This is a genomic window from Vibrio sp. 1F169 (assembly GCF_041439605.1).
Lineage (GTDB): Bacteria > Pseudomonadota > Gammaproteobacteria > Enterobacterales > Vibrionaceae > Vibrio > Vibrio tasmaniensis_A.
On record NZ_JBGOOI010000005.1, the window covers coordinates 92089 to 111520 of the forward strand.

Here is a 19432-nt window from a genome sequence, read left to right on the forward strand (position 1 = left end):
CGACAAATTGTTTTGGCTCCTCCTGATTTGGGAGGGGCTAGGGATAGTGATGATGAAATTCGGATATTTTGACGATAAAAACAAAGAATACGTAGCAACCACACCGTGCACGCCGATCAAATGGTGTAACTATGTGGGCACATTAGATTTCGGTGGCATTGTAGATAGCAACGGCGGCGTGTTGTTGTGTAAAGGCGATCCTGCACTCAACCGTATCACCAAGTACATTGCTCAACTGCCAAACTCAGATTTCAAAGGTTCGACAATGTACCTCAAGGTGCGTGACGAAGCGGGTAATGTAGAAGTATTCTCACCGTTCTACACACCCACTCTGAAGCCGCTCGATAAGTTTGAAAACCACACCGGTTTGTCATACACCACCATCATTGCAGAAGCCTTTGGTGTGCGTTGTGAAGCGACGTTCTTTGTACCAAAAGCTGACCAAGTACTGCTACAAGACATCAAAGTGACCAACATTTCAGACAAAGAACTGCACGTTGATGTGGTGCCTGTGTACGAATTTACACACTTCGATGCGCTTAAACAGCTACTCAATGCGGACTGGGTGCCACAAACCATGACGCTTAAAGCGCATCAGCAAGAATCGGGTCATACCGTGCTTGAGCAGTATGCCTTTATGAAGCGTGACTACGCGGTGAACCTGATGACAGCGGATCGCCCTGCGACGTCTTTTGATGGTGACTGCCAATCGTTCCTAGGTAATTTGGGTTACGGTACATGGGCAGCGCCAGAAGCACTAAACAATGATGAACTAGGCAACACCGAGTGTTTGCGTGGCGACAATATTGGTGCGCTTAACCTACGTCTAGGTTGGTTATCTCCAGAGCAGACAGAACGTACAATTGTACAAATCGCACAAGAAGAGAGTGTTGAAGCGGCGCTGCCTTTATTGGCTAAATATCGTGACCATCAAGTTGTCGATTCGGCTTTCGCTGAACTGGCTGAACATTGGGATGGTTACCTACAAGCGGTTCAGGTTGAAACGCCAGATCCTGCGATGAACTCAATGCTAAATGTACATAACCCACGTCAGTGTCACACAACCAAAAACTGGTCTCGTTACTTGTCTCTGTATCAGCTTGGCTATGGCGCGCGTGGCATCGGTTTCCGTGATTCTTCGCAAGATACATTGGGCGTAATTACCCACATGCCGGAAGAGGCGCGTGAGTTCATTGAGCGTCTGTTGTCTGTTCAGAACACCAATGGTTCTGCGATGCATCAGTTCTTCCCATCAACGATGGAAGCGAACGCGGGTGACTCACGTGAAGAGGAAGATCGCCCTGATTACTACGGTGATGATCACCTGTGGATCATCTACGCGGTGACGCAATATGTGAAAGAAACGGGCAATGCAGACTTCTTGAACAAAGAGATCCCGTTCTATCAAAAAGACAAAGCGGGCAACCCAGTTGAAACGGGAACGGTTTGGAACCACCTGTGCCGCGCGATTGAATTTACCTACACCAATACTGGTGAGCACGGCCTACCGTTATTAGGTTTTGCTGACTGGAATGACACGGTAAACCTGCCAACGGGTGCTGAGTCGATGATGGTGGCGAACATGTACGGCAAAGCACTACTCGACATGTTGGACTTGTGTGAGCTGCGTGGCGAAGTGCAACTGACAGCTAAGTTTAAAGATCAGTATCAACAGATGCAGAGTACGGTGAATGAGTGCGGTTGGGATGGTGAGTGGTTTGTTCGTTACTTTGATGAGCAAGGTTTACCAATCGGCTCTCATAAAAACGAGCAAGGGCAGATCTACACCAACGGTCAAAGTTGGCCTGTAATTTCTGGCTTCGCGACTCAAGAACGTGCAACGCAAGCGCTAGATTCGGTTTACAACAAACTGAACACTACCAATGGCATTAAGCTTTCAACTCCGGGTTACAACGGCTTTGATCCTCAGCTAGGTGGCGTATCGACGTACCCACCAGGTGCGAAAGAGAACGGCGGTATATTCCTGCATTCCAACCCTTGGGTGATGATCGCAGAAGCGAAAATGGGCAATGGCGAACGTGCTTACGAGTACTACCGTCAAATCAACCCGGCTTCTAAGAACGATGACATTGATACCTTTGAATCTGAGCCTTACTGCTACCCACAAAACATTTTGGGTGACGAACATAAGCAATTTGGTTTAGGCCGAAATGCATGGCTTTCTGGTACTTCATCTTGGACATACGTTGCAGGTACGCAATGGATTCTAGGTGTTCGACCGGAAGTGGATGGCTTGCTGGTGGACCCATGTATTCCTGCTGAGTGGCCTGAATTCAAAGTCCGTCGTCAATTCCGTGGTGCAACCTACAACATCCATGTTACCAACCCAAATAACGTGTGTAAGGGAGTGGTTGAAATGAAGGTCAACGGTGACCTAATTTCAGGCAACAAAGCACCGGTATTTACATCGGGTGAGCACTCGATAGAAGTGGTTTTAGGTTAACAAAGAGAAGGGCGCTTTATGCGCCCTTTATTGCTTCTTTCGTTTGGTTTTCTAGTTTGGTTCTTTCGTTGCAGTTGTTTCGTTAGCAATGCGTTCTCTGGGGGCTGATTTCGCATACAGCAGTTGCTTTACTTTGCTTTCTTTATGTTGGCTGATAGGTGGCTTGGCATTGCCAAGTAAAGGTTTGAGATTGGTTCGGGCTAAGCGTCAATAAGCCAATCTGGTTATTGAATGCGTCGGCTGGGCAAGTCATTGGTTCTATTGCAATACTTTGCTCGCTCGTCGGCGTGTACAGCTGAACGAATGGGTAGCTTTCATCTTGTTGGTAGCGAATTGCGGCAGACGAATCTGAGCGCGTAAACGCAAGTTGATTGGTTGTCTTGGAATCAAATTCAAAGCAGTGATTTAAGCTTTGATTGGCGAGTGAATCACCCAAAGACAAACAGTCAAAAGCCAGTTTTTCACCATTGGGTAGGTCGTTTTCGTGGATGACCTCAGAGCAAGGCGACATAGCGAGTCCACATTGTGCTAGCGCAGTGCCGAGTGAGAAATAAGGGTGCCAAGCATCACCGAATGGGAATGCAGAATCACCAAGATTAGAGACGGTCGTTGAGGAAGTGAGTTTACCCGTGATATCGATAGTGAAGGTGACTTCAAGGTTGAACGCAAACGGGAAAGCAGGATGCAAAGATGACGTTTGATATTGCAACGTCACACTGGCGGATTCTTCAGTGGCTACGCTGTTTGTGATTGAAAAAGGTTGGTTGTAGAGCAGGCCGTGTACGGCGTGATCAGACCATGGAAAGTTAGCTGGGAGTTGATGGTTTTGGTTATCGAAACTGTAACGACCTAAGTTTAAACGGTTTGGAAAAGGGAATAATTTAGCACTGCGGGAAAAGAACGGATGTTGGTTGATCAGTTCATCATAATTCTGATAACCACAAATAAAAGAGAATGGACTGTTATTTACGGTATATTTATTAATAACAGCACCAAATCCATTGATTATTTGAAGTTCTATACCATGTTGGTGGTTTATTAATGTGACAGAGTCAATATTTCCAAATTTTTCATTTATAATTTTAAACATGTTGATGTCTCCATTTTAAAAAGATATTAACAAGAAGAAAAAAATATTCAATGGCGGTTTTAAAATGAATAATAAAATTCCATATACGAGCTACTCAGGAAATTCGGAACACTTATGTAAAAAAGGTGATGCAGTTGAATTTATTCAACCTTGGTACACGCCAATTTCTACCACACCAGAAAATACCGGTATGGCGGTGGGCGGAATTGGTAATACATTTACACTGACGCCAAACGGCAAAACACCAAATTTCAGCTTTATTCCGGGAGTATTTGTTGATTGTTCAGAGCAAGTTATTAATTTTAATGATTTTTATGCGTCGGTGATGAATGTGCCGACCATCGATACGCTGCAAGTCAGTGATGAGCAAGAGCTGAGCGTTCACCTAAACTTTTATCCTGCCTTGTTCGATGGCAAGAAGATCGAAAGCAAAAACATATCAAATGCGATTAACCTGATTCGAGCAGCATTAAAAAATGGTCGCTTCTACCAAGAAAATAAAGCTAACTTTACAAAGTGGAACGTTGAATTTTCAAATAAGACTCAATTGTTGATTGAAGAAGATTCGGCTTCAACAATTTGTCAATTATATGTTGCCTTAGATTTCTTTAATGGTTTATTAACAAATGATACAACGAAGTTATTATCACTTACCGCGGGTAATAGTAATCATATAGATAGCGTTAATGGCAGAGATATAGAATATCAAGCTTTGTATCCATTGGCTGAATATAAATACAATAGCTTCGAAGATATTAATATAAAGCGTAAGGTAGTATCTCCGATCGTTAAAGAGAACAAACGCCTTTGTTCATTACCGATGCACTGGAATCACTTCGAATTAACCAATAATTCAGCGCAAACTCGCGTGATTACGCTTGCTCAACCGCTACAAAACTTGATTGGTTCAACCTATCAAAAAGGTCGCGATGGCATTCAAGATTCGGCTTGTACCTTATCTCAAAATCCTATCGCTCAGCAGCATGAAGTGGTTAACTTAAAAGGCGAAAGTCACAGTTTTACGGGTGTTCAGCTGTCTAGCCAATCGCCTTATCAGAGCGATATTGAAGGCGAGGTGGTGTTTGGTGTTCAAGCGGATAGCCATTTGACTGAATCTGGTAAGGTTTCGATTTCTGTCAAACCAACGCTTTATACCTCTAAGACAGCTCAGCAAACAGAGTTCGCACTGAAAACAGGCCGTACCAACGCGGAATTCCAAACAGGAATTTACACGGGGCGTGAAGCATTGAGCGCATTGGTGGTGGTTCAGGTTGAATTGGAACCTGGCGAGTCTGTTGACCTGCGTTTTGCACAGGTGATGGCTCACAGCAAAGTCATGCTTAATGGTTGGCACTCAGATAAGGCTTACACGCAATTCTACCCGCAAGTAAAGCCTGCATTACCTATGTTAGAAGACATGTTGCCTAAGCTCGAAATCATTGAGCAGCAGATCGTCGAACAACAAACAGCTTTCCTCGAACAAGCTCAAAGCAAGATATCGCAGCCAGAATCGGCATTGCGTTATGCGACGATGGCAATGAACTCATTGTCCTTCCTAGCCGAATCAACGGTATGGGATAAAGAAGATAAGTTCTTGGTGAAAGAGTGTGTCGACTATCCATTCTTTAACTCTCTGGATGTGTATTTCTACGGCTCATTCTCACTGCTTTATTTGTTGCCTGAGCTTGATGGCTGTGTGATGAAAGAGTTCTCGAAAGCCATTTTGGCGGAAGACTTTACTCAGCGTCGCTACTGGGAATATGAAGCGACGCCTAATGCCGAATTGATTGATGACAAGTACCAAGGCGTGCGTGCCATTCGAGGTGCGGTAATCCACGACTTGGGCAGCCCATTCGACATCCAGCCAGACGCTTACAGTTGGCACAACGTGAAAGAATGGAAGGACCTAGCGCCGAAATACATCTTGATGGTGTTCCGCCATTATCAAAACACCCAAGATCTCTCTGTGGTTAAAGAGTGCTGGCAGGCTGTGACTGAGAGTATCGATTTCTTATCGAACTTGATCGCTGAGGGCGATGATTTACCGCTAACCCGTGGCACAGACGATACCTTTGATAACCTTGCGTCTCACGGTATCTCTATTTACTGCGCGAGCCTTTGGGTAGCTGGCCTACAAGCCGCGAGTGAACTTGCACAATTGATGGGCGAAAGCGATCTAGCTAGCGGTTACTTAACGCGTTCGAAAAAGGCGTTAGCAACAGTTGAGCAAAGCTTGTGGGATGACAAAGAGGGTTACTACCACTTCTTCGTGACGCCAGTTCAAGCCAAGCATTTAACCGGTGCGGGCTACCAAGAATTGGAAACATTAGGCCTGACTTTGACGGGCGACGCGATTGCTGACAAGAGCACACTCAATGCCTATCTTAATGAAACGGACGCCTCAATTAATATCAGTAAGGTATCTCAAAGAGCCTCCAAGAAACGTTTGCTGAGTGAAACGGCGCCACAAGCCTTTACTCCAGAATACTTAGATTTAGTGCCAGATTCCGACAACAGCTTTGGCGATGCTTTGTTGGCTGATAGCTATCTAAAGCTCATCGGTTTAGAGGGTATTTTCCCGCAACAGAATATCCAACGCGCATTGGACTATGTTTATAAGCATAACTTCGAAATCAACAGTCCTGAGTTGGGTGTTGCGAATATGACGTTAGCCGATGGCTCTCCACATGAAGCATTTCAGGCACAAGATGTGTGGATTGGTGTTCAGTTTAGTGTCGCAACAGCGTTGAACTTAGCGGGTAAATCGCAGCAAGCAGAAACATTGATGGATACCGTGTATACCGCACTCTATGACTATTCGAAAATTCCATTTGCAGCGCCAGAGGGGTTCAATTGCTCTGTGTCTGTCAATGAGAAAGATCTTATAGAAGCATTTAAATTGTCGCAAAATGATGCGAAAAACTGGCTAAGTGTACTTAAATGTCAAAACTGTGTGCTGTCTGACGGTCGTATCAACCCAACCTTGACGAAAGATACTGATAATTTTGTTAAAATGTTGAGCGGTGAAATCCCGCTAGAAAAGCTGGCTGGCTTGCACAAATGGCTACTGAGTACTGGCTTGAAATACACGGCTGGTCGCTACTTTAGACCGGGGATGATCTTCGCCTACTTGTATTAACTTAATGACACGATTTTCAACGAAAGCAGTGGTATGTAGGTTGAAACTGATGGGGAGCTTAAAGCTCCCCGAATGTCACTTGATTAGGGTATCGAGATGCGCACTAAAACAAAAAAAACCACCGTATACGATGTAGCAAGACTGGCTGGCGTTTCTCCGAGCACCGTGTCTCGCTTCCTTAATCGAACCACTTATGTGTCGGATGATAAAAGCCAAAACATTGAGCAAGCCATTAAAGACACGGGCTACAAGCCTAACTTCCAAATGCAAGAAAACACCAACCGACGCTCGCTCACTATTGGTGTCTTGGTGCAACACCCTGATAGCCCCTACACCAGTCGTATCCTCAACGACATGGAAAAAACGCTGATCGCTCAAGGCTATTCATTAGTGATCGCAACAGGGCATTGGCAGAAAAAGCTAGAAATGCACGCGTTGGAGTATCTCGCAAAAAGTAACGTGGATGGCATGATCATCGTTACAGGAAGCATTACTCAGGAAGAGATTTCCAAGTATGCACAAGACATTCCTATCGTGATGGTTGGCTACGATTTTGTTGAGAATAACGTCCGCTCCATCAACATTGATAACGTGTTGGGCGGCTACATGGCAACCTTACATTTACTGCAACAAGGGCATGTGAACATTGCTCACATCAAGGGCTTATCAAGCCAGCCTGATGCAGGTAATCGCTTTGAAGGCTATAAGAAGGCACTTCAAGAGGCGGGCATAAAAGTAATGCCAAAACTTGTTAAACAAGGTGATTTCAGTAGTGAATCTGGCTACGAGAAAACGGTAGAGTTGATAGAGTCAAAGATTCACTTCTCAGCCTTGTTTGCGGCCAATGACCAAACCGCTTACGGCGCGATTAAGGCATTGCATGATCACGGTTATAAAGTGCCAGAAGATGTGTCTGTGATTGGCTTTGATGACTTGCCTACGTCTAAGTATTTCACGCCAGCACTGACGACGCTGAGACAGCCGATTGAAGAGATTGGTGAAGTGTGTGCTCAGTCGATCTTGAACTTGTTATCTGGCGAGCGGCATGAAGCAAGGTTGCCCCCCATTGATTTAATCGTCAGAGAGTCGACCAAGTCTTTGTATCGTTAATTTCAAGACAAGCCTCAAGGTGGTACGCCCGTGATGATTCGTATTGATGTCAGTGCGAACCGTGGTGCAGGAATACCGCTGAGTAAAGCTATCGCTCTCGCTGCTGATATTTACGCGCTCACATTGTTTAACATGGGGATTGAATTACGAGCTAACTTAGCTGTGAGATAATTAAAATAAACCTAACTCTGAACTAGTCGATCAGTTTGTAGTGCACCAATATTGAGGTGTTACGTGTGCTTACGTTTGTAGAGCTATAAATACTGTAATATCCAACCAAGTTAAACGTCACTACTTAGCCTTCATCCTAGACGGCTTTATTATAGGTTTTCGAATGAAACAATTAACTCTAGCTCTCATTTTGTCCTTTTTATCGTCAGTCAGTTACAGTCAGGATTCTGAGTTTTATCCTGAATACTATTCCCAAGAAGTTATATCAAATGATCACTTAACTTTTGTCCTTAACTTTGATTTGGACTTTAAGTATGACAAAGAACGCTACATTGAAGCCGCTAACAAATGGCTAGGCATAATCAAAAAGGTTGATGGAAAAGATCAGCACACAATTAACATTGAAATTATTGTGTCAGATGATGTGGAAGAGTACGGCTTAGCGGCAGTAGAAGAGTATGAAGACAATATCCCCTCATTAGGCATTATCTGGATTAGCTCAGACCTCCATGAGCCTGATTTTGATCCCAAAAGCTATAAGCCAACTATTTTGCATGAATTTGCGCATATTCTTGGCGTTGGAACTTCAAGTGACGGGTTTATAGACGATTCAAAAGAGATTGCCGGTAAAGGTTTTTGTATGGAAACCAGCAAAGCAGTTACTGCCTATAATGAAGCTTATAATAGAGATTATGAATGCTTGCCATTTTCCGACGGCGGTCATTTATACGATTACATCAATGGGACTGACGACAAACGCGGTAAGGATTCTAAAGGCCGAACTATTCCGCCAATGCCTAAAGAGTTAATGGCTAATGGTGATGACTTGGGACCGGTGACGTTGTCAATTATTGATGATCTGGGCTTTGAACTTTACGATTGACTCTACTACGCCCTTAACTGGGCGTTTTTTAATCCCCAAAGTTAATTCAATCACTACTTATCGAAAAATTCGGATTTGTTCTCAGCCTTTATGTTCAGCTAGTTCTGATAATTTACAATAAAGATTGATTGGTTTTTCATCATCTCAAGTAATACGGGGCATGTAAGCTAAATCACTTTTGCCCCCTTCTTTGTTTTGACTGGCTCAACACATACTTCATCAAAGCCTCATCTGACTTACTTTTTCTAATCTAACTATGTGACCAAATTTACTAACCCACTAAAACTCACTGAACGAAGGACACCGTGCAACCAAGTATATTTTCTATACATACGATAACAGTGATAGTTTTTCATTAAACTTTAACTGGTTACGCATACATGACTTGCAACTTGGCACATTAATTTACGCTATCTAGAAAATTTTTGTATTTTATTGCAGAATCATTCTGCCTAGTATTGCTGTTATACATTTGGGAGGTAAAGTTGAGCTATTCATTTGATATTAAAAATTCAAAAGATCTATTTCACGAATTTTCTCGCTTAGCAGGAGAATATCGTAAAGAACCACTATCTTCTGGCTCTGCGGTAATCTGTGCAATTTTTTCATGGCACGTAGTAGAGTGGATCTATCGAGAATATCCTTCATTAATTGCTGCATATCCAAAGGAACGAGATTTTAAAAATTTCATGAAAAGCTCCTGCCCTGCTCTTAGCTACATGCAAGATATTGCCAATGGCAGTAAGCATCGTGGCATTACAATGTATAAACCTGTAGTTACAAAGACAGAACGACATCAAGGTGCATTTTCTTCAGCTTTCTCTAAAGACTTTGATGTATCTAGTTTAAAAATTGAGCTTGATAGTGGTGATATTGTGTACTTTGATGAAGAAGTAGATAAAGTAGAAGCTTACATTAAACTGTTTTTCTCTAGCACGTTGAAAGAAAATGTATAACGATAAATTTAAGAGTGAATCGAGTAAAGCCTTACAGGCTGTATCAGCATTCGTTATGTTAATAACCTCTCTATATTTTGGTTACGAAAGTAAACCTACGGAAATGGGATTAACCATTGTGGCTGGCTTCTTAGGGCTTGTGTTTGCAAATCTAGAAAAATTTCAGAGCTTCAAAGCAGGTGGAGTTGAAGCTCAGCTAAAAGTAGATCAATTCGAAGCTATATTGGAAAAAGAAACAGAAGCACCAACTGAAGAAGTAGATGAAGCAGAGGCACAGGTGCCCAACGTAGATCTAGTGCCTGAAAATACTAAAAGTGTCCTGAGCGCATTACAAAACCACGAATATACATGGCGCTATGTTTCAGGCTTATCTAAAGAGACCAACCTCTCTCGGAATCAAGTCAAAGAATCGCTCTTATGGCTTTCTGAGCATGGATACGCAAGGAAATCGCTTGGTAAAAGCGGGGAGATTTGGGCATCTACTCAAGAAGGGCGCTATTTGTTTGCGATCATTCGCTTTAGTGATGTACCAACTGCGTAACAATCGTTTAAGGTTTCAAGATACTTATTCTAATCTATCTAGAGCACGTTAGAACTTAAATTCTAACGTGTTTCTGTCCAAAAACGAGTTAGCGCTCTGCTGTAGTGACCCGACTATCAGCTAACCCTTTTTAAAGTTCGTCAACTTGAGCAAACCTTAATAATCACTGGCTCGAATCACTGAGTTGATTTTTCATATTCGCCAGAAACGAAAAATGCCGCATCCATGCGACATTTTTCTTTTGGCGGCCAAACCAGTTTTGCTATATCCATTCTAGATTTCAATCCATTAGGAGATTATTCAGAATGTACTTATAAGACGCTGTTAATCTTGATTAGTTCCCTTTACGCGGCATTTTTTTTCGATTTATTTTCTAAGTCGAATGACGCTGCGATTAATTTCTTGGTGTAGTCATTTTTCGGTGCATTGAAAATCTCTTCTGCAGACCCTTCTTCCATCACTTCACCTTTCTGCATCACCAATACACGATCCGATAAGGCTTTGACTACCGAAAGGTCGTGGCTGATGAATAGGAAGCCGATATTGTGCTTGGCTTGAATGTCTTTTAGCAGGTCAATCACCGTCAGTTGTACAGAGCGATCGAGTGCTGAAGTCGGTTCATCCAATAGAATGAAAGATGGTTCAAGAATCAACGCGCGAGCAATCGCAATACGTTGTCTTTGTCCGCCCGAGAACTCATGTGGATAGCGGTTAATTGAATTGGGTTCTAAGCGAACTTCAATCAATGCTTTGCGAGCTCGTTCTAATCTTTCTTTCTTGGATAGATGAGGTTGATGTACCGTTAAACCTTCAGTGATGATTTCCCCAACGGTCATGCGTGGTGATAAAGAACCATAAGGGTCTTGGAATACCATCTGTACATCTTTCTTGAGCTTGTGACGTTCTTTATCGGTTAACAAACTCACATCTTGGCCTTTGTAAACAATACGTCCGGTACTTGGCAGTAAGCCGATCAGTGCACGTCCTAGCGTTGACTTACCTGAACCTGACTCACCAACTATACCTAACGTTTCACCTTGTTTTAGGGTCAATGAGATGCCTTTTACAGCTTCGAAATATTGACTCTTACTCTTAATGAAGTGGGATTTCACTAAGAATTGAACACGGATATCATCGGCACACAGTAGCTCTGGCGCCGATGCTTCTACAGGAACCTTAGCGCCTTTCGGAATTGAGTTGATCAGCATGCGTGTGTAATCGTGCTTAGGATTTTCGAATAGCTCTTGAGTGAGTCCTTCTTCGACCAATTCCCCTTTACACATCACGAGTACTCGGTCGGCAAAGTGTTTTACTACACCGAGATCATGGGTAATGAACAAAATCGCCATGCCCATCTTGCTTTGAATTTCTTTGATAAGAGAAAGCACTTCAGCCTGAACCGTTACATCTAAAGCCGTAGTCGGTTCGTCTGCAATCAGAATATCTGGTTCATTGATCAGAGCCATTGCGATCATGATGCGTTGTAACTGGCCGCCTGAAAACTCATGTGGGTATTTGCTGTATGCCTGTTCTGGCATTGGTAGATGTACAAGGTTGAAAAGCTCAAGCACACGCTGCTTCGCTTGAGATTTCGATACATTACGATGACACATAATGGCTTCAGCCACTTGTGTGCCCACGCGCAGGTATGGGTTGAGAGAGGTCATTGGTTCTTGAAAGATCATTCCGATCCTGTCACCACGAATTGACTGCATCTCTCGTTCAGTCTTTTTGAGTATCGACTGACCTTCAAATTCGATTTCCGATTGAGCATCAATAATGGCGTTGTCAGGAAGCAAACGCATCAAAGCGTTGGAAGAGACAGATTTACCTGAACCCGATTCGCCAACAATGGCCAAGGTTTCACTAGAATTAAGAGTAAAGTTAATCTTTTTTACCGCATCAATGATTCCATCATTGGTTATGAATTTAACGGAGAGATTATTAACTTTAAGAATGGCCCGGTCCGACATGATATATCCTTATCAATTTAAGACATTAGGTGAAGATTGAACTTCTGAAGTGGTTTTTAGTTGCCCAAAATGGTGATGAGCGCGTTGAATTTGTTCTAGCTCGAGCATCCAATGTGAGCTGCGCTGAGCACTGCAAAATGCGATCAGGTGATTGAGTAAATCTTCGCTCTGCTTTTCCAATAACCTAAAGGTACGTTGAATCAACTCTGTACCCTCAAGAGAGATAAATTGCATCAATGCATAAGATTGGTTCAAGGTATCGAAGGCTTGTTGCTGTTGGCCTAAACGATTGAGAATCTCTGATTGAGCGACACTGGCGTCTCTAAGGCCTGAAATTAAGCAAGCAAACTGGCAGGGTTTGATGTCACTTTGGTATGCCGCGTTTTGGATGTGATGAGGAAGAGAGGTGAGAACATCGTTATAGAGGCGCTGTGCTTCGGGCCAATGACCTTGTTCCATTAACTGTTCAGCTTTTAGGTAGTGCATCCAGCAGCGTTCAATTTCCATGTCCACATCCTTAATTTTAAATATCCTAAAATGTTAATGATATTTATTATCAATTGCAAATTAAAATCATTCACATGCTAAGTTGGTGAATTAAATCTCTCGTTATTGCTAAAAACGGGGTGAATTGTATGTTATTTGTTCAGTTGAACAGCTGTGCAGCGTAAGTCACTAAATTTATAGGTAATTACATCTACACTGATTTTATCTACACCCAAGTAATGAAGGACTAAGGAGGCGGCGATGGCGATGCAAAGACTCAATACAGAACAGCTGTATAAGGTAGCGGAACTCGATAAGCTACCATGTAAGTCGACCAAAGAACTGGCTCCAATTGACGAAATCGTCGGGCAAGAACGTGCACAAAAGGCCGTTGAGTTCGCGATGTCAATTAAGGAAAAGGGTTACAACATTTATGCGATAGGTCGAAATGGTCTGGGTAAACGTACCATGATCTTGCGCTACCTAAACCGACATCCTCAAGAAGTACAGGAGCTTTTTGATTGGTGCTATATCGCGAATTTTGAAGACATTCGTACACCTAAGGTGCTGAAATTACCTCGTGGTGTTGGCAGCAGTTTGAAGCAAGATATTGAAAAGCTGATGCGTAAGCTTCTTAAAGCAATGCCACTCGCATTCGATAACGAGATGTACTTTAACCGCGCTGACCGATTAAAAAATCAGCTGGCCGCTAAGCAACAAGCGGCGTTAGAAGCGATCAGTCAAGAAGCAAAAGATAAGGGCATCAACCTGACGATCACGACTCAGGGTGACTACCAATTTGTCGCGATGAATGGCGATGATCTTCATACCGAAGAGAGCTTCGACTTACTCACGCCAGAAGAGCAAGATCAATTCGATAAAACCATTGATGGATTGGAAGTCGGGCTGCGGACCATTTCTCGTGAACTGACTGAGCTTGAAGAGACGTACACAGAGAAAGTTCAAAAGTTGAATGATGATACGGCGCGAGATGTTATTACCCACTTCATCAAGCAGTTGAAGCAAGATTACAGCCAATATCCTGATATTAAAAAGTACCTGACAGCACTGCGTAAAGACATTGTCGACAACGCAGATATTTTCTTAGAAGAGAGCACAGAGCAAGCAGAAGTTGCGACCGCCTCTTTGGATAAGAAAATGCCACGTCGCTACAAGGTGAACGTGATTGTGAGCCAGAAGGAGGAGACTCTGCCGATCGTGGTGGAAGAGAATCCAAATTATCACTCTCTGTTTGGTTATGTCGAGACGGCAACGTTCAAAGGCACCGTATTTACGGACTTCTCTTTGATTCGTGCAGGTAGCTTACATAGAGCCAATGGCGGCGTCTTGCTGATGGATGCGGTCAAAGTACTTGAACAACCTTATGTATGGGAAGGCTTGAAGCGCGCGCTGCGTTCGCGTCAATTGAGCTTCACGTCATTAGAAAAAGAGGTCACGTTAACGGGGGCGGTATCGCTTGATCCTGAGCCTATTCCATTGGACGTTAAGATCATCCTGTTTGGTGATTATCGAACTTATCAACTACTGCAACATTACGATGCGGAGTTTGGTGAATTGTTCCGTGTGACGGCCGATTTTGAAGATGAGATGAAGCGTACTGCGGATTCTGAAATGCATTACGCACGCTTCATTTCAAGCATCGTGCACGACAACAACATGCTGCATTGTGATCGCAAAGCGATTGCTCGCATCATTGAGCACAGTTCTCGTCAGGCGGGTGACCAAAGTAAGTTGTCGTTGCACTCGGCACACATTGCCAACCTGCTTCGTGAGTCAAACTACGTGGCGAAAGGGGCGAAGTCGAACCTGATTCGTGCTACGCATGTCGACCAAGCGCTATCTAACCAACAGATGCGTGTCGGGCGACTGCAAGACAGCGTCATGGAAACCTTCACCAACGGTACAACACTGATTCATGTGGATGGTCAGGCGGTTGGGCAGGTCAATGCGCTGTCTGTACTCAGTACGACTGATCATATGTTTGGCGCACCGAACCGGATCACGGCAACCACGGCTTATGGTGACGGTGAAGTGATTGATATAGAGAGAAACGTAGACCTAGGTGGCAGTATTCACTCGAAAGGGGTGATGATCTTATCGGCTTACCTTTCTTCGGTATTTGGTAAGACAGCGAAAGTACCGCTTACTACCAATATCACTTTCGAACAATCGTATGGTGGCGTCGATGGTGATAGCGCGAGTATGGCCGAGTTCTGTGCGGTAGTGTCTGCATTCTCTAAGCAGCCGAACCGTCAAGACATCGCGATTACCGGCTCGATGAACCAGTTCGGTGAGTCCCAGCCTATTGGTGGTGTGAATGAGAAAATTGAAGGCTTCTTTGATGTGTGCGAAATCAAAGGACGTTCAAATGAGCAAGGGGTGATCATCCCACGTTCAAATGTTCACAATCTGATGCTGCGTAATGACATCGTAAAAGCGGTTGAAAAGGGCGAGTTTAATATTTGGGCTATCGACCATGTGACCGAAGCGATTGAGCTGTTTACAGGCAAAGCCGCCGGTGAGGCGAGTGACGAGGGGAGCTATCCAATCGATACTATCTTTGGTATCGCTCAAGCTAAACTGAACGCACTGCGTAAATAGTCTAATATCTATAGACCCAGCTAGCTTTTTAATTAGATAAGTGTTTGAAAATTAGACAAATAAACAAAACTAAAAAGCCATCGACATAAAAATCGATGGCTTTTTTTGATTGCGACTTTGCTCGCTATTGAGTCGTCTGTATCTGGTCTGCTTACGGTATTCGGTGAAAGCAATGTGCTAAATGACTTTACCTATTTCGCAAACAGAGCTTGGTGCCATCGAACTTCAGCTTCGCCAACAAGTGTTTGGCATTAGAGCGGCCAATATCATCAAATTCTACCCCGTATCGAGCGTAATGCGTTGATTTTTGGAGATTACAGATGATGCCTTTCAATGGCGGTATAAGTGGGCCATTGTAGTTCTCAGGTGTAACTTCAATAGATACTCGTTCGGCAATTTGAATCGCACGAGAAGTCGGTGAGGTAACAAAACGACAACCACTTTTCGATAAGTCTCTAATCTCACAGTTTGCTCGTTGATCGTTGAAGATGATTCTGGAAGCTAAGTTCACCTCGTAGCGTGTTTCTTTACGCAGTTGGGTTACTTGCATCGAGCTTGGTGTTGAAAGCACAAGTATAGGGAAGGGATCTCCAATCCTATGGTGAATTTGGCTTTTAAAGTGGATAAGAGCGCCTTCTCCTCGCAGAGAGTACGCACGAGCTGTCATCCAAAAACCTTCTTGAAAGAAAAAGCTCAGATCATCGTTGGATACGTCGGGAACCTCAACCACAATGCAGTTATCACTGTGTGTACCGATAAATTTGGTGGTGGCGAGAAACTTAGTACCAACTGGAGTCGATACATTTAGTGTTAGTTCACTGCCGTGCTCTATCATAGCCAGTGCATCGGTGCTATTTAATGTAGAAACGGTGCGGTTACGAGGATCTTGAAGTGCCTGATTATGCTCCAAAGGCTTCTTCAGTGGTGCGTTCATTATATGTTCTCCATGCGCCAACATGCGTCTGTTTGTTATATTGGTAACTTGCTATTAAGGGGCAAATACGTGCTAGATTTAGCAGGTGCAATTACATAAATTAAGTGCAATTACATAGACTAGGTAGATGTACTCACATAGATTTATAGAGTGCCTTTATCTTTATTGATTCGTTATTAAGCCGATGGCACAGAGTTATTTACTTTGTTTGTAAGTACTTAGTTCTATTTGTATAAGCTTGAGTTAGTCTATTACAAGGAATGAATACTTCAAATTTTTATTGTTTGTCGTATCAATTATTTTCAGGAGTTGAGAATGCAGGCAACAAAATGGGATCAAGATGCGAACCAGATCACAGTTGAGCTAGCACCCAACCAGTTCGCGGTTGTTAAGTATCAAAAGGATGGAGATGTACTACATATCACATCGACACGTATTCCTGATGAGCTTCAAGGTAAGGGCTTCGGTAAGGTGATGATGGAGTCGGTACTGACTGAAATTGAACAAGCAGGTTTTAAAATTGTACCGATTTGTAGCTATGTGATTCACTATATGAATAGGCAGCCACAGTGGGCACACCTTTTATCCGATAAAGCATAGTAACGAGTATATGTCTCAATCAATATCGTCAAAAAATATCGCTCAACCGATAGCGAATTCAAGTCAAAATCAGCCAGAGCTTTATCAACAAAAGTTTTATCAAAATGAGCTTTATCAAAAAATAGCGGCCTCACTGGATTGTCACCAAGGGGTTGATGTCCAGGTGATTCAAAGCCTATGGGGCGGGTATGGTGAATTAGTTCGTTTGATTTTTTCTAAAGACAGGCGTTCTTCATTCAACAGCGTGATTGTTAAACATGTCGCATTGCCAGATAAAGCAGAACACCCAAAGGGTTGGAATACCAAACTTTCTCATCAACGAAAGGTGCACTCTTACCAAGTTGAGACCGCGTGGTATCAGTCGTTTACCCAACAGTGGGATGAGCGTTGCCCTGTACCTGTAGGGCTGCAATGTGAGTTCCAAGAGCACGAGTGGCTGATTGTGATGCAAGATTTGGCCGAAATCGGTTTTCCGTTAACTTCTCAGTTTGATGTGCTTGCTGCTTTTGATGATTTAGCAATCCAAGATACTCAGTCTGATCTGGCGTCTGGTTACACACTAGAAGAGCAAAACCAGCGCGATGCTTGCCTTAAATGGCTCGCTAACTTTCATGCAAAGCACATCAATGTAGATCAAGAACATTTAGCTTCATTGTGGCAAGTCGGCACATATTGGCATTTAGACACTCGGCCTGACGAGTTAAACGCATTGGCTGATTTACCGCTTAAGAGCCAAGCGCAGCACATTGATAATCTATTAAGGGCGTGCCCATATCAAACCTTGGTACATGGTGACGCTAAGCTCGCCAACTTCTGCTTTGATTTAAAAAGCGAGCGCGCTGCTGCCGTTGATTTCCAATACGTTGGGCGTGGTTGTGCGATGAAAGATGTGGCCTTGTTCATGAGCAGCGCGGTTAGGCCGCAAGATTGCGCAGAGCTTGAATCAGAAGTGCTGGATGCTTACTTCCAGCACTTGAAAGAAGCACTCATGCACTATCAACCACACCTTTCGTTCGATGATGTTGAAGCCGCATGGCGACCAATGTTTTACGTGGCATGGGCTGATTTTCAACGTTTTGTTAAAGGTTGGAGCCCTGAGCATTGGAAGATCAACCCGTATACCGAGCAACTAACCTTACGAGTGCTTAACCAATTAGACGAACAGGAGTCCGTCAATGTTCGATAAAACCGCGAGCTGGAAAACGCCGCAAAACTTCTTATTACTGATTTCGATTGTTGTCCCTATCGCGTTCTCGAGCTGGATGGCGCTGCTGAATAACTTTGTTATTGAGAAAGCGAACTTTGATGGTGCGGATATTGGTTTATTGCAAAGTGTTCGTGAGATCCCTGGCTTCTTGGCCTTTACCGTGGTGTTTGTGTTGGCGTTCATTCGCGAGCAACGCTTCATGTTGATATCGCTGGCGATGCTCACGGTCGGTACGGCGATTACCGGTTTGTTTCCTTCACTCACTGGCCTATTGCTGACCACCATTTTGATGTCGACGGGTTTTCACTATTTTGAAACGCTCAAGCAGTCTTTGTCACTCCAATGGTTGAGTAAAGAAGAAGCCCCTGAGATGCTGGGTAAAATGATCTCCGTTGGCGCGTTGGCCTCGTTAATTACTTATGGCTCAATCTGGGTGATGTTAGAACAGCTGAAGCTCGATTTTGCTTGGGTGTACGGCATTACTGGCGGTATTGGATTTATTTTAGTTTTGGTGATGACCTTTGGTTTTCCTGAGTTTCAAACCAAGACACAACAAAATAAGAAATTGGTGCTGAGAAAGCGTTACTGGCTCTACTACGCGCTCACCTTTATGAGTGGCGCGAGAAGACAGATCTTCACGGTATTTGCTGGCTTTCTCATGGTAGAGAAGTTTGGTTACTCGGCTGCTGACGTAACGCTACTGTTCTTAATTAATTACCTGTTTAATTTCTTATTCGCAAAACGTATTGGTCGATTTATCGGTGTGGTTGGAGAGCGCAAGGCGCTGATCTTCGAGTATGTTGGTTTGATTGGTGTGTTTGTCGGTTATGGTTTGGTACAAAGCGCGGAATGGGCAGCGGCGCTGTATGTTGTCGACCATCTGTTCTTTGCACTCGCATTAGCGATCAAAACCTATTTCCAGAAAATCGCCGATCCTGCCGACATGGCATCAACAGCAGGTGTCTCTTTCACCATCAACCATATTGCAGCGGTTGTTATTCCGGTCGTATTTGGGGTGATTTGGTTATCGTCCCCTGCAACGGTTTTCTACATAGGTGCTGCGATGGCGGCGGTATCTTTGGCGTTGTCTTTAAACATCCCTAAGAAGCCCGAAGAGGGCAATGAAGTGCGAATGTTTAGCTGGCGCTAACTCTCGATAAAGACTAATAAAAAGCTCCAATAGTGATATTGGAGCTTTTTTGTATGTACTAGATGGAAATATCTAGTCAGCTTCCGGTAGGGTTAGCTTTCAGTAG

The 19432-nt window shown here is 43.6% G+C and carries 15 protein-coding genes; 11 read left to right on the forward strand and 4 right to left on the reverse strand.

Features of this window, described 5'->3' with window-relative positions:
- The first annotated feature begins 49 nt into the window (after positions 1 to 49).
- Positions 50 to 2464 carry a GH36-type glycosyl hydrolase domain-containing protein gene (locus tag ACED53_RS03675; RefSeq protein ID WP_032499230.1) on the forward strand — a complete coding sequence of 805 codons (2415 nt, stop codon included), beginning with the start codon at positions 50 to 52 and terminating at the stop codon, positions 2462 to 2464.
- Positions 2465 to 2606: 142 nt separating this feature from the next.
- Here ACED53_RS03675 and ACED53_RS03680 read toward each other — a convergent pair whose 3' ends face one another.
- The gene (locus ACED53_RS03680; RefSeq protein WP_017100891.1) at positions 2607 to 3554 is read right to left on the reverse strand and encodes an aldose 1-epimerase; all 948 of its coding nucleotides are present in this window, start codon (positions 3552 to 3554) and stop codon (positions 2607 to 2609) included.
- 64 nt (positions 3555 to 3618) lie between these two features.
- Here ACED53_RS03680 and ACED53_RS03685 point away from each other — a divergent pair, with 64 nt between their 5' ends.
- From ACED53_RS03685 to ACED53_RS03710, 6 genes are all read left to right on the forward strand, one after another.
- Positions 3619 to 6693 (forward strand): GH116 family glycosyl hydrolase, encoded by a 3075-nt coding sequence (locus ACED53_RS03685; RefSeq protein ID WP_029225478.1) that lies wholly within the window; start codon positions 3619 to 3621, stop codon positions 6691 to 6693.
- A gap of 96 nt (positions 6694 to 6789) precedes the next feature.
- Positions 6790 to 7803 carry a LacI family DNA-binding transcriptional regulator gene (locus ACED53_RS03690; RefSeq protein ID WP_017100890.1) on the forward strand — a complete coding sequence of 338 codons (1014 nt, stop codon included), beginning with the start codon at positions 6790 to 6792 and terminating at the stop codon, positions 7801 to 7803.
- A gap of 30 nt (positions 7804 to 7833) precedes the next feature.
- The gene (locus tag ACED53_RS03695) at positions 7834 to 7974 is read left to right on the forward strand and encodes a hypothetical protein (RefSeq protein ID WP_157939752.1); all 141 of its coding nucleotides are present in this window, start codon (positions 7834 to 7836) and stop codon (positions 7972 to 7974) included.
- Between the two features lie 163 nt (positions 7975 to 8137).
- Positions 8138 to 8857: a hypothetical protein gene (locus tag ACED53_RS03700; protein ID WP_017100888.1), complete on the forward strand. Its 720-nt coding sequence runs from the start codon at positions 8138 to 8140 to the stop codon at positions 8855 to 8857.
- A 485-nt stretch (positions 8858 to 9342) separates the two neighbouring features.
- On the forward strand, positions 9343 to 9813 hold the full coding sequence (locus tag ACED53_RS03705; protein WP_017100887.1) for a hypothetical protein: 471 nt from the start codon (positions 9343 to 9345) through the stop codon (positions 9811 to 9813).
- The gene (locus tag ACED53_RS03710) at positions 9806 to 10354 is read left to right on the forward strand and encodes a hypothetical protein (RefSeq protein ID WP_017100886.1); all 549 of its coding nucleotides are present in this window, start codon (positions 9806 to 9808) and stop codon (positions 10352 to 10354) included. The genes ACED53_RS03705 and ACED53_RS03710 overlap by 8 nt, the downstream gene beginning before the upstream one ends.
- Before the next feature lie 344 nt (positions 10355 to 10698).
- Here ACED53_RS03710 and ACED53_RS03715 read toward each other — a convergent pair whose 3' ends face one another.
- Positions 10699 to 12327 (reverse strand): ABC transporter ATP-binding protein, encoded by a 1629-nt coding sequence (locus ACED53_RS03715; protein ID WP_017101298.1) that lies wholly within the window; start codon positions 12325 to 12327, stop codon positions 10699 to 10701.
- Between the two features lie 12 nt (positions 12328 to 12339).
- Positions 12340 to 12834 (reverse strand): hypothetical protein, encoded by a 495-nt coding sequence (locus ACED53_RS03720; protein ID WP_009846166.1) that lies wholly within the window; start codon positions 12832 to 12834, stop codon positions 12340 to 12342.
- A gap of 240 nt (positions 12835 to 13074) precedes the next feature.
- On the opposite strand from ACED53_RS03720, the gene ACED53_RS03725 reads away from it, so the two are divergent.
- Positions 13075 to 15435 (forward strand): Lon protease family protein, encoded by a 2361-nt coding sequence (locus ACED53_RS03725; RefSeq protein ID WP_009846167.1) that lies wholly within the window; start codon positions 13075 to 13077, stop codon positions 15433 to 15435.
- A gap of 187 nt (positions 15436 to 15622) precedes the next feature.
- On the opposite strand, the gene ACED53_RS03730 is transcribed toward ACED53_RS03725, so the two are convergent.
- On the reverse strand, positions 15623 to 16369 hold the full coding sequence (locus ACED53_RS03730) for a flagellar brake protein (RefSeq protein WP_012601168.1): 747 nt from the start codon (positions 16367 to 16369) through the stop codon (positions 15623 to 15625).
- Between the two features lie 315 nt (positions 16370 to 16684).
- Between ACED53_RS03730 and ACED53_RS03735 the strand changes: the two genes are divergently transcribed.
- The 3 genes from ACED53_RS03735 to ACED53_RS03745 are packed head-to-tail and all read left to right on the forward strand — an operon-like array spanning position 16685 to position 19326.
- Positions 16685 to 16969: a GNAT family N-acetyltransferase gene (locus ACED53_RS03735; RefSeq protein WP_029223001.1), complete on the forward strand. Its 285-nt coding sequence runs from the start codon at positions 16685 to 16687 to the stop codon at positions 16967 to 16969.
- Positions 16970 to 16979: 10 nt separating this feature from the next.
- Positions 16980 to 18155: a phosphotransferase gene (locus ACED53_RS03740; protein ID WP_017101300.1), complete on the forward strand. Its 1176-nt coding sequence runs from the start codon at positions 16980 to 16982 to the stop codon at positions 18153 to 18155.
- On the forward strand, positions 18145 to 19326 hold the full coding sequence (locus ACED53_RS03745; protein ID WP_009846171.1) for an MFS transporter: 1182 nt from the start codon (positions 18145 to 18147) through the stop codon (positions 19324 to 19326). Before ACED53_RS03740 ends, ACED53_RS03745 begins: the two co-directional genes overlap by 11 nt.
- Positions 19327 to 19432 lie beyond the last annotated feature (106 nt).

Excerpts from the sequence above, each read along its gene's own strand:
- ACED53_RS03675 (WP_032499230.1), top strand. The coding sequence starts at position 50 with ATGATGAAATTCGGATATTTTGACGATAAAAACAAAGAATACGTAGCA.
- ACED53_RS03680 (WP_017100891.1), bottom strand. The coding sequence starts at position 3,554 with ATGTTTAAAATTATAAATGAAAAATTTGGAAATATTGACTCTGTCACA.
- ACED53_RS03685 (WP_029225478.1), top strand. The coding sequence starts at position 3,619 with ATGAATAATAAAATTCCATATACGAGCTACTCAGGAAATTCGGAACAC.
- ACED53_RS03690 (WP_017100890.1), top strand. The coding sequence starts at position 6,790 with ATGCGCACTAAAACAAAAAAAACCACCGTATACGATGTAGCAAGACTG.
- ACED53_RS03700 (WP_017100888.1), top strand. The coding sequence starts at position 8,138 with ATGAAACAATTAACTCTAGCTCTCATTTTGTCCTTTTTATCGTCAGTC.
- ACED53_RS03710 (WP_017100886.1), top strand. The coding sequence starts at position 9,806 with ATGTATAACGATAAATTTAAGAGTGAATCGAGTAAAGCCTTACAGGCT.
- ACED53_RS03715 (WP_017101298.1), bottom strand. The coding sequence starts at position 12,327 with ATGTCGGACCGGGCCATTCTTAAAGTTAATAATCTCTCCGTTAAATTC.
- ACED53_RS03720 (WP_009846166.1), bottom strand. The coding sequence starts at position 12,834 with ATGGAAATTGAACGCTGCTGGATGCACTACCTAAAAGCTGAACAGTTA.
- ACED53_RS03725 (WP_009846167.1), top strand. The coding sequence starts at position 13,075 with ATGGCGATGCAAAGACTCAATACAGAACAGCTGTATAAGGTAGCGGAA.
- ACED53_RS03730 (WP_012601168.1), bottom strand. The coding sequence starts at position 16,369 with ATGAACGCACCACTGAAGAAGCCTTTGGAGCATAATCAGGCACTTCAA.
- ACED53_RS03735 (WP_029223001.1), top strand. The coding sequence starts at position 16,685 with ATGCAGGCAACAAAATGGGATCAAGATGCGAACCAGATCACAGTTGAG.
- ACED53_RS03740 (WP_017101300.1), top strand. The coding sequence starts at position 16,980 with ATGTCTCAATCAATATCGTCAAAAAATATCGCTCAACCGATAGCGAAT.
- ACED53_RS03745 (WP_009846171.1), top strand. The coding sequence starts at position 18,145 with ATGTTCGATAAAACCGCGAGCTGGAAAACGCCGCAAAACTTCTTATTA.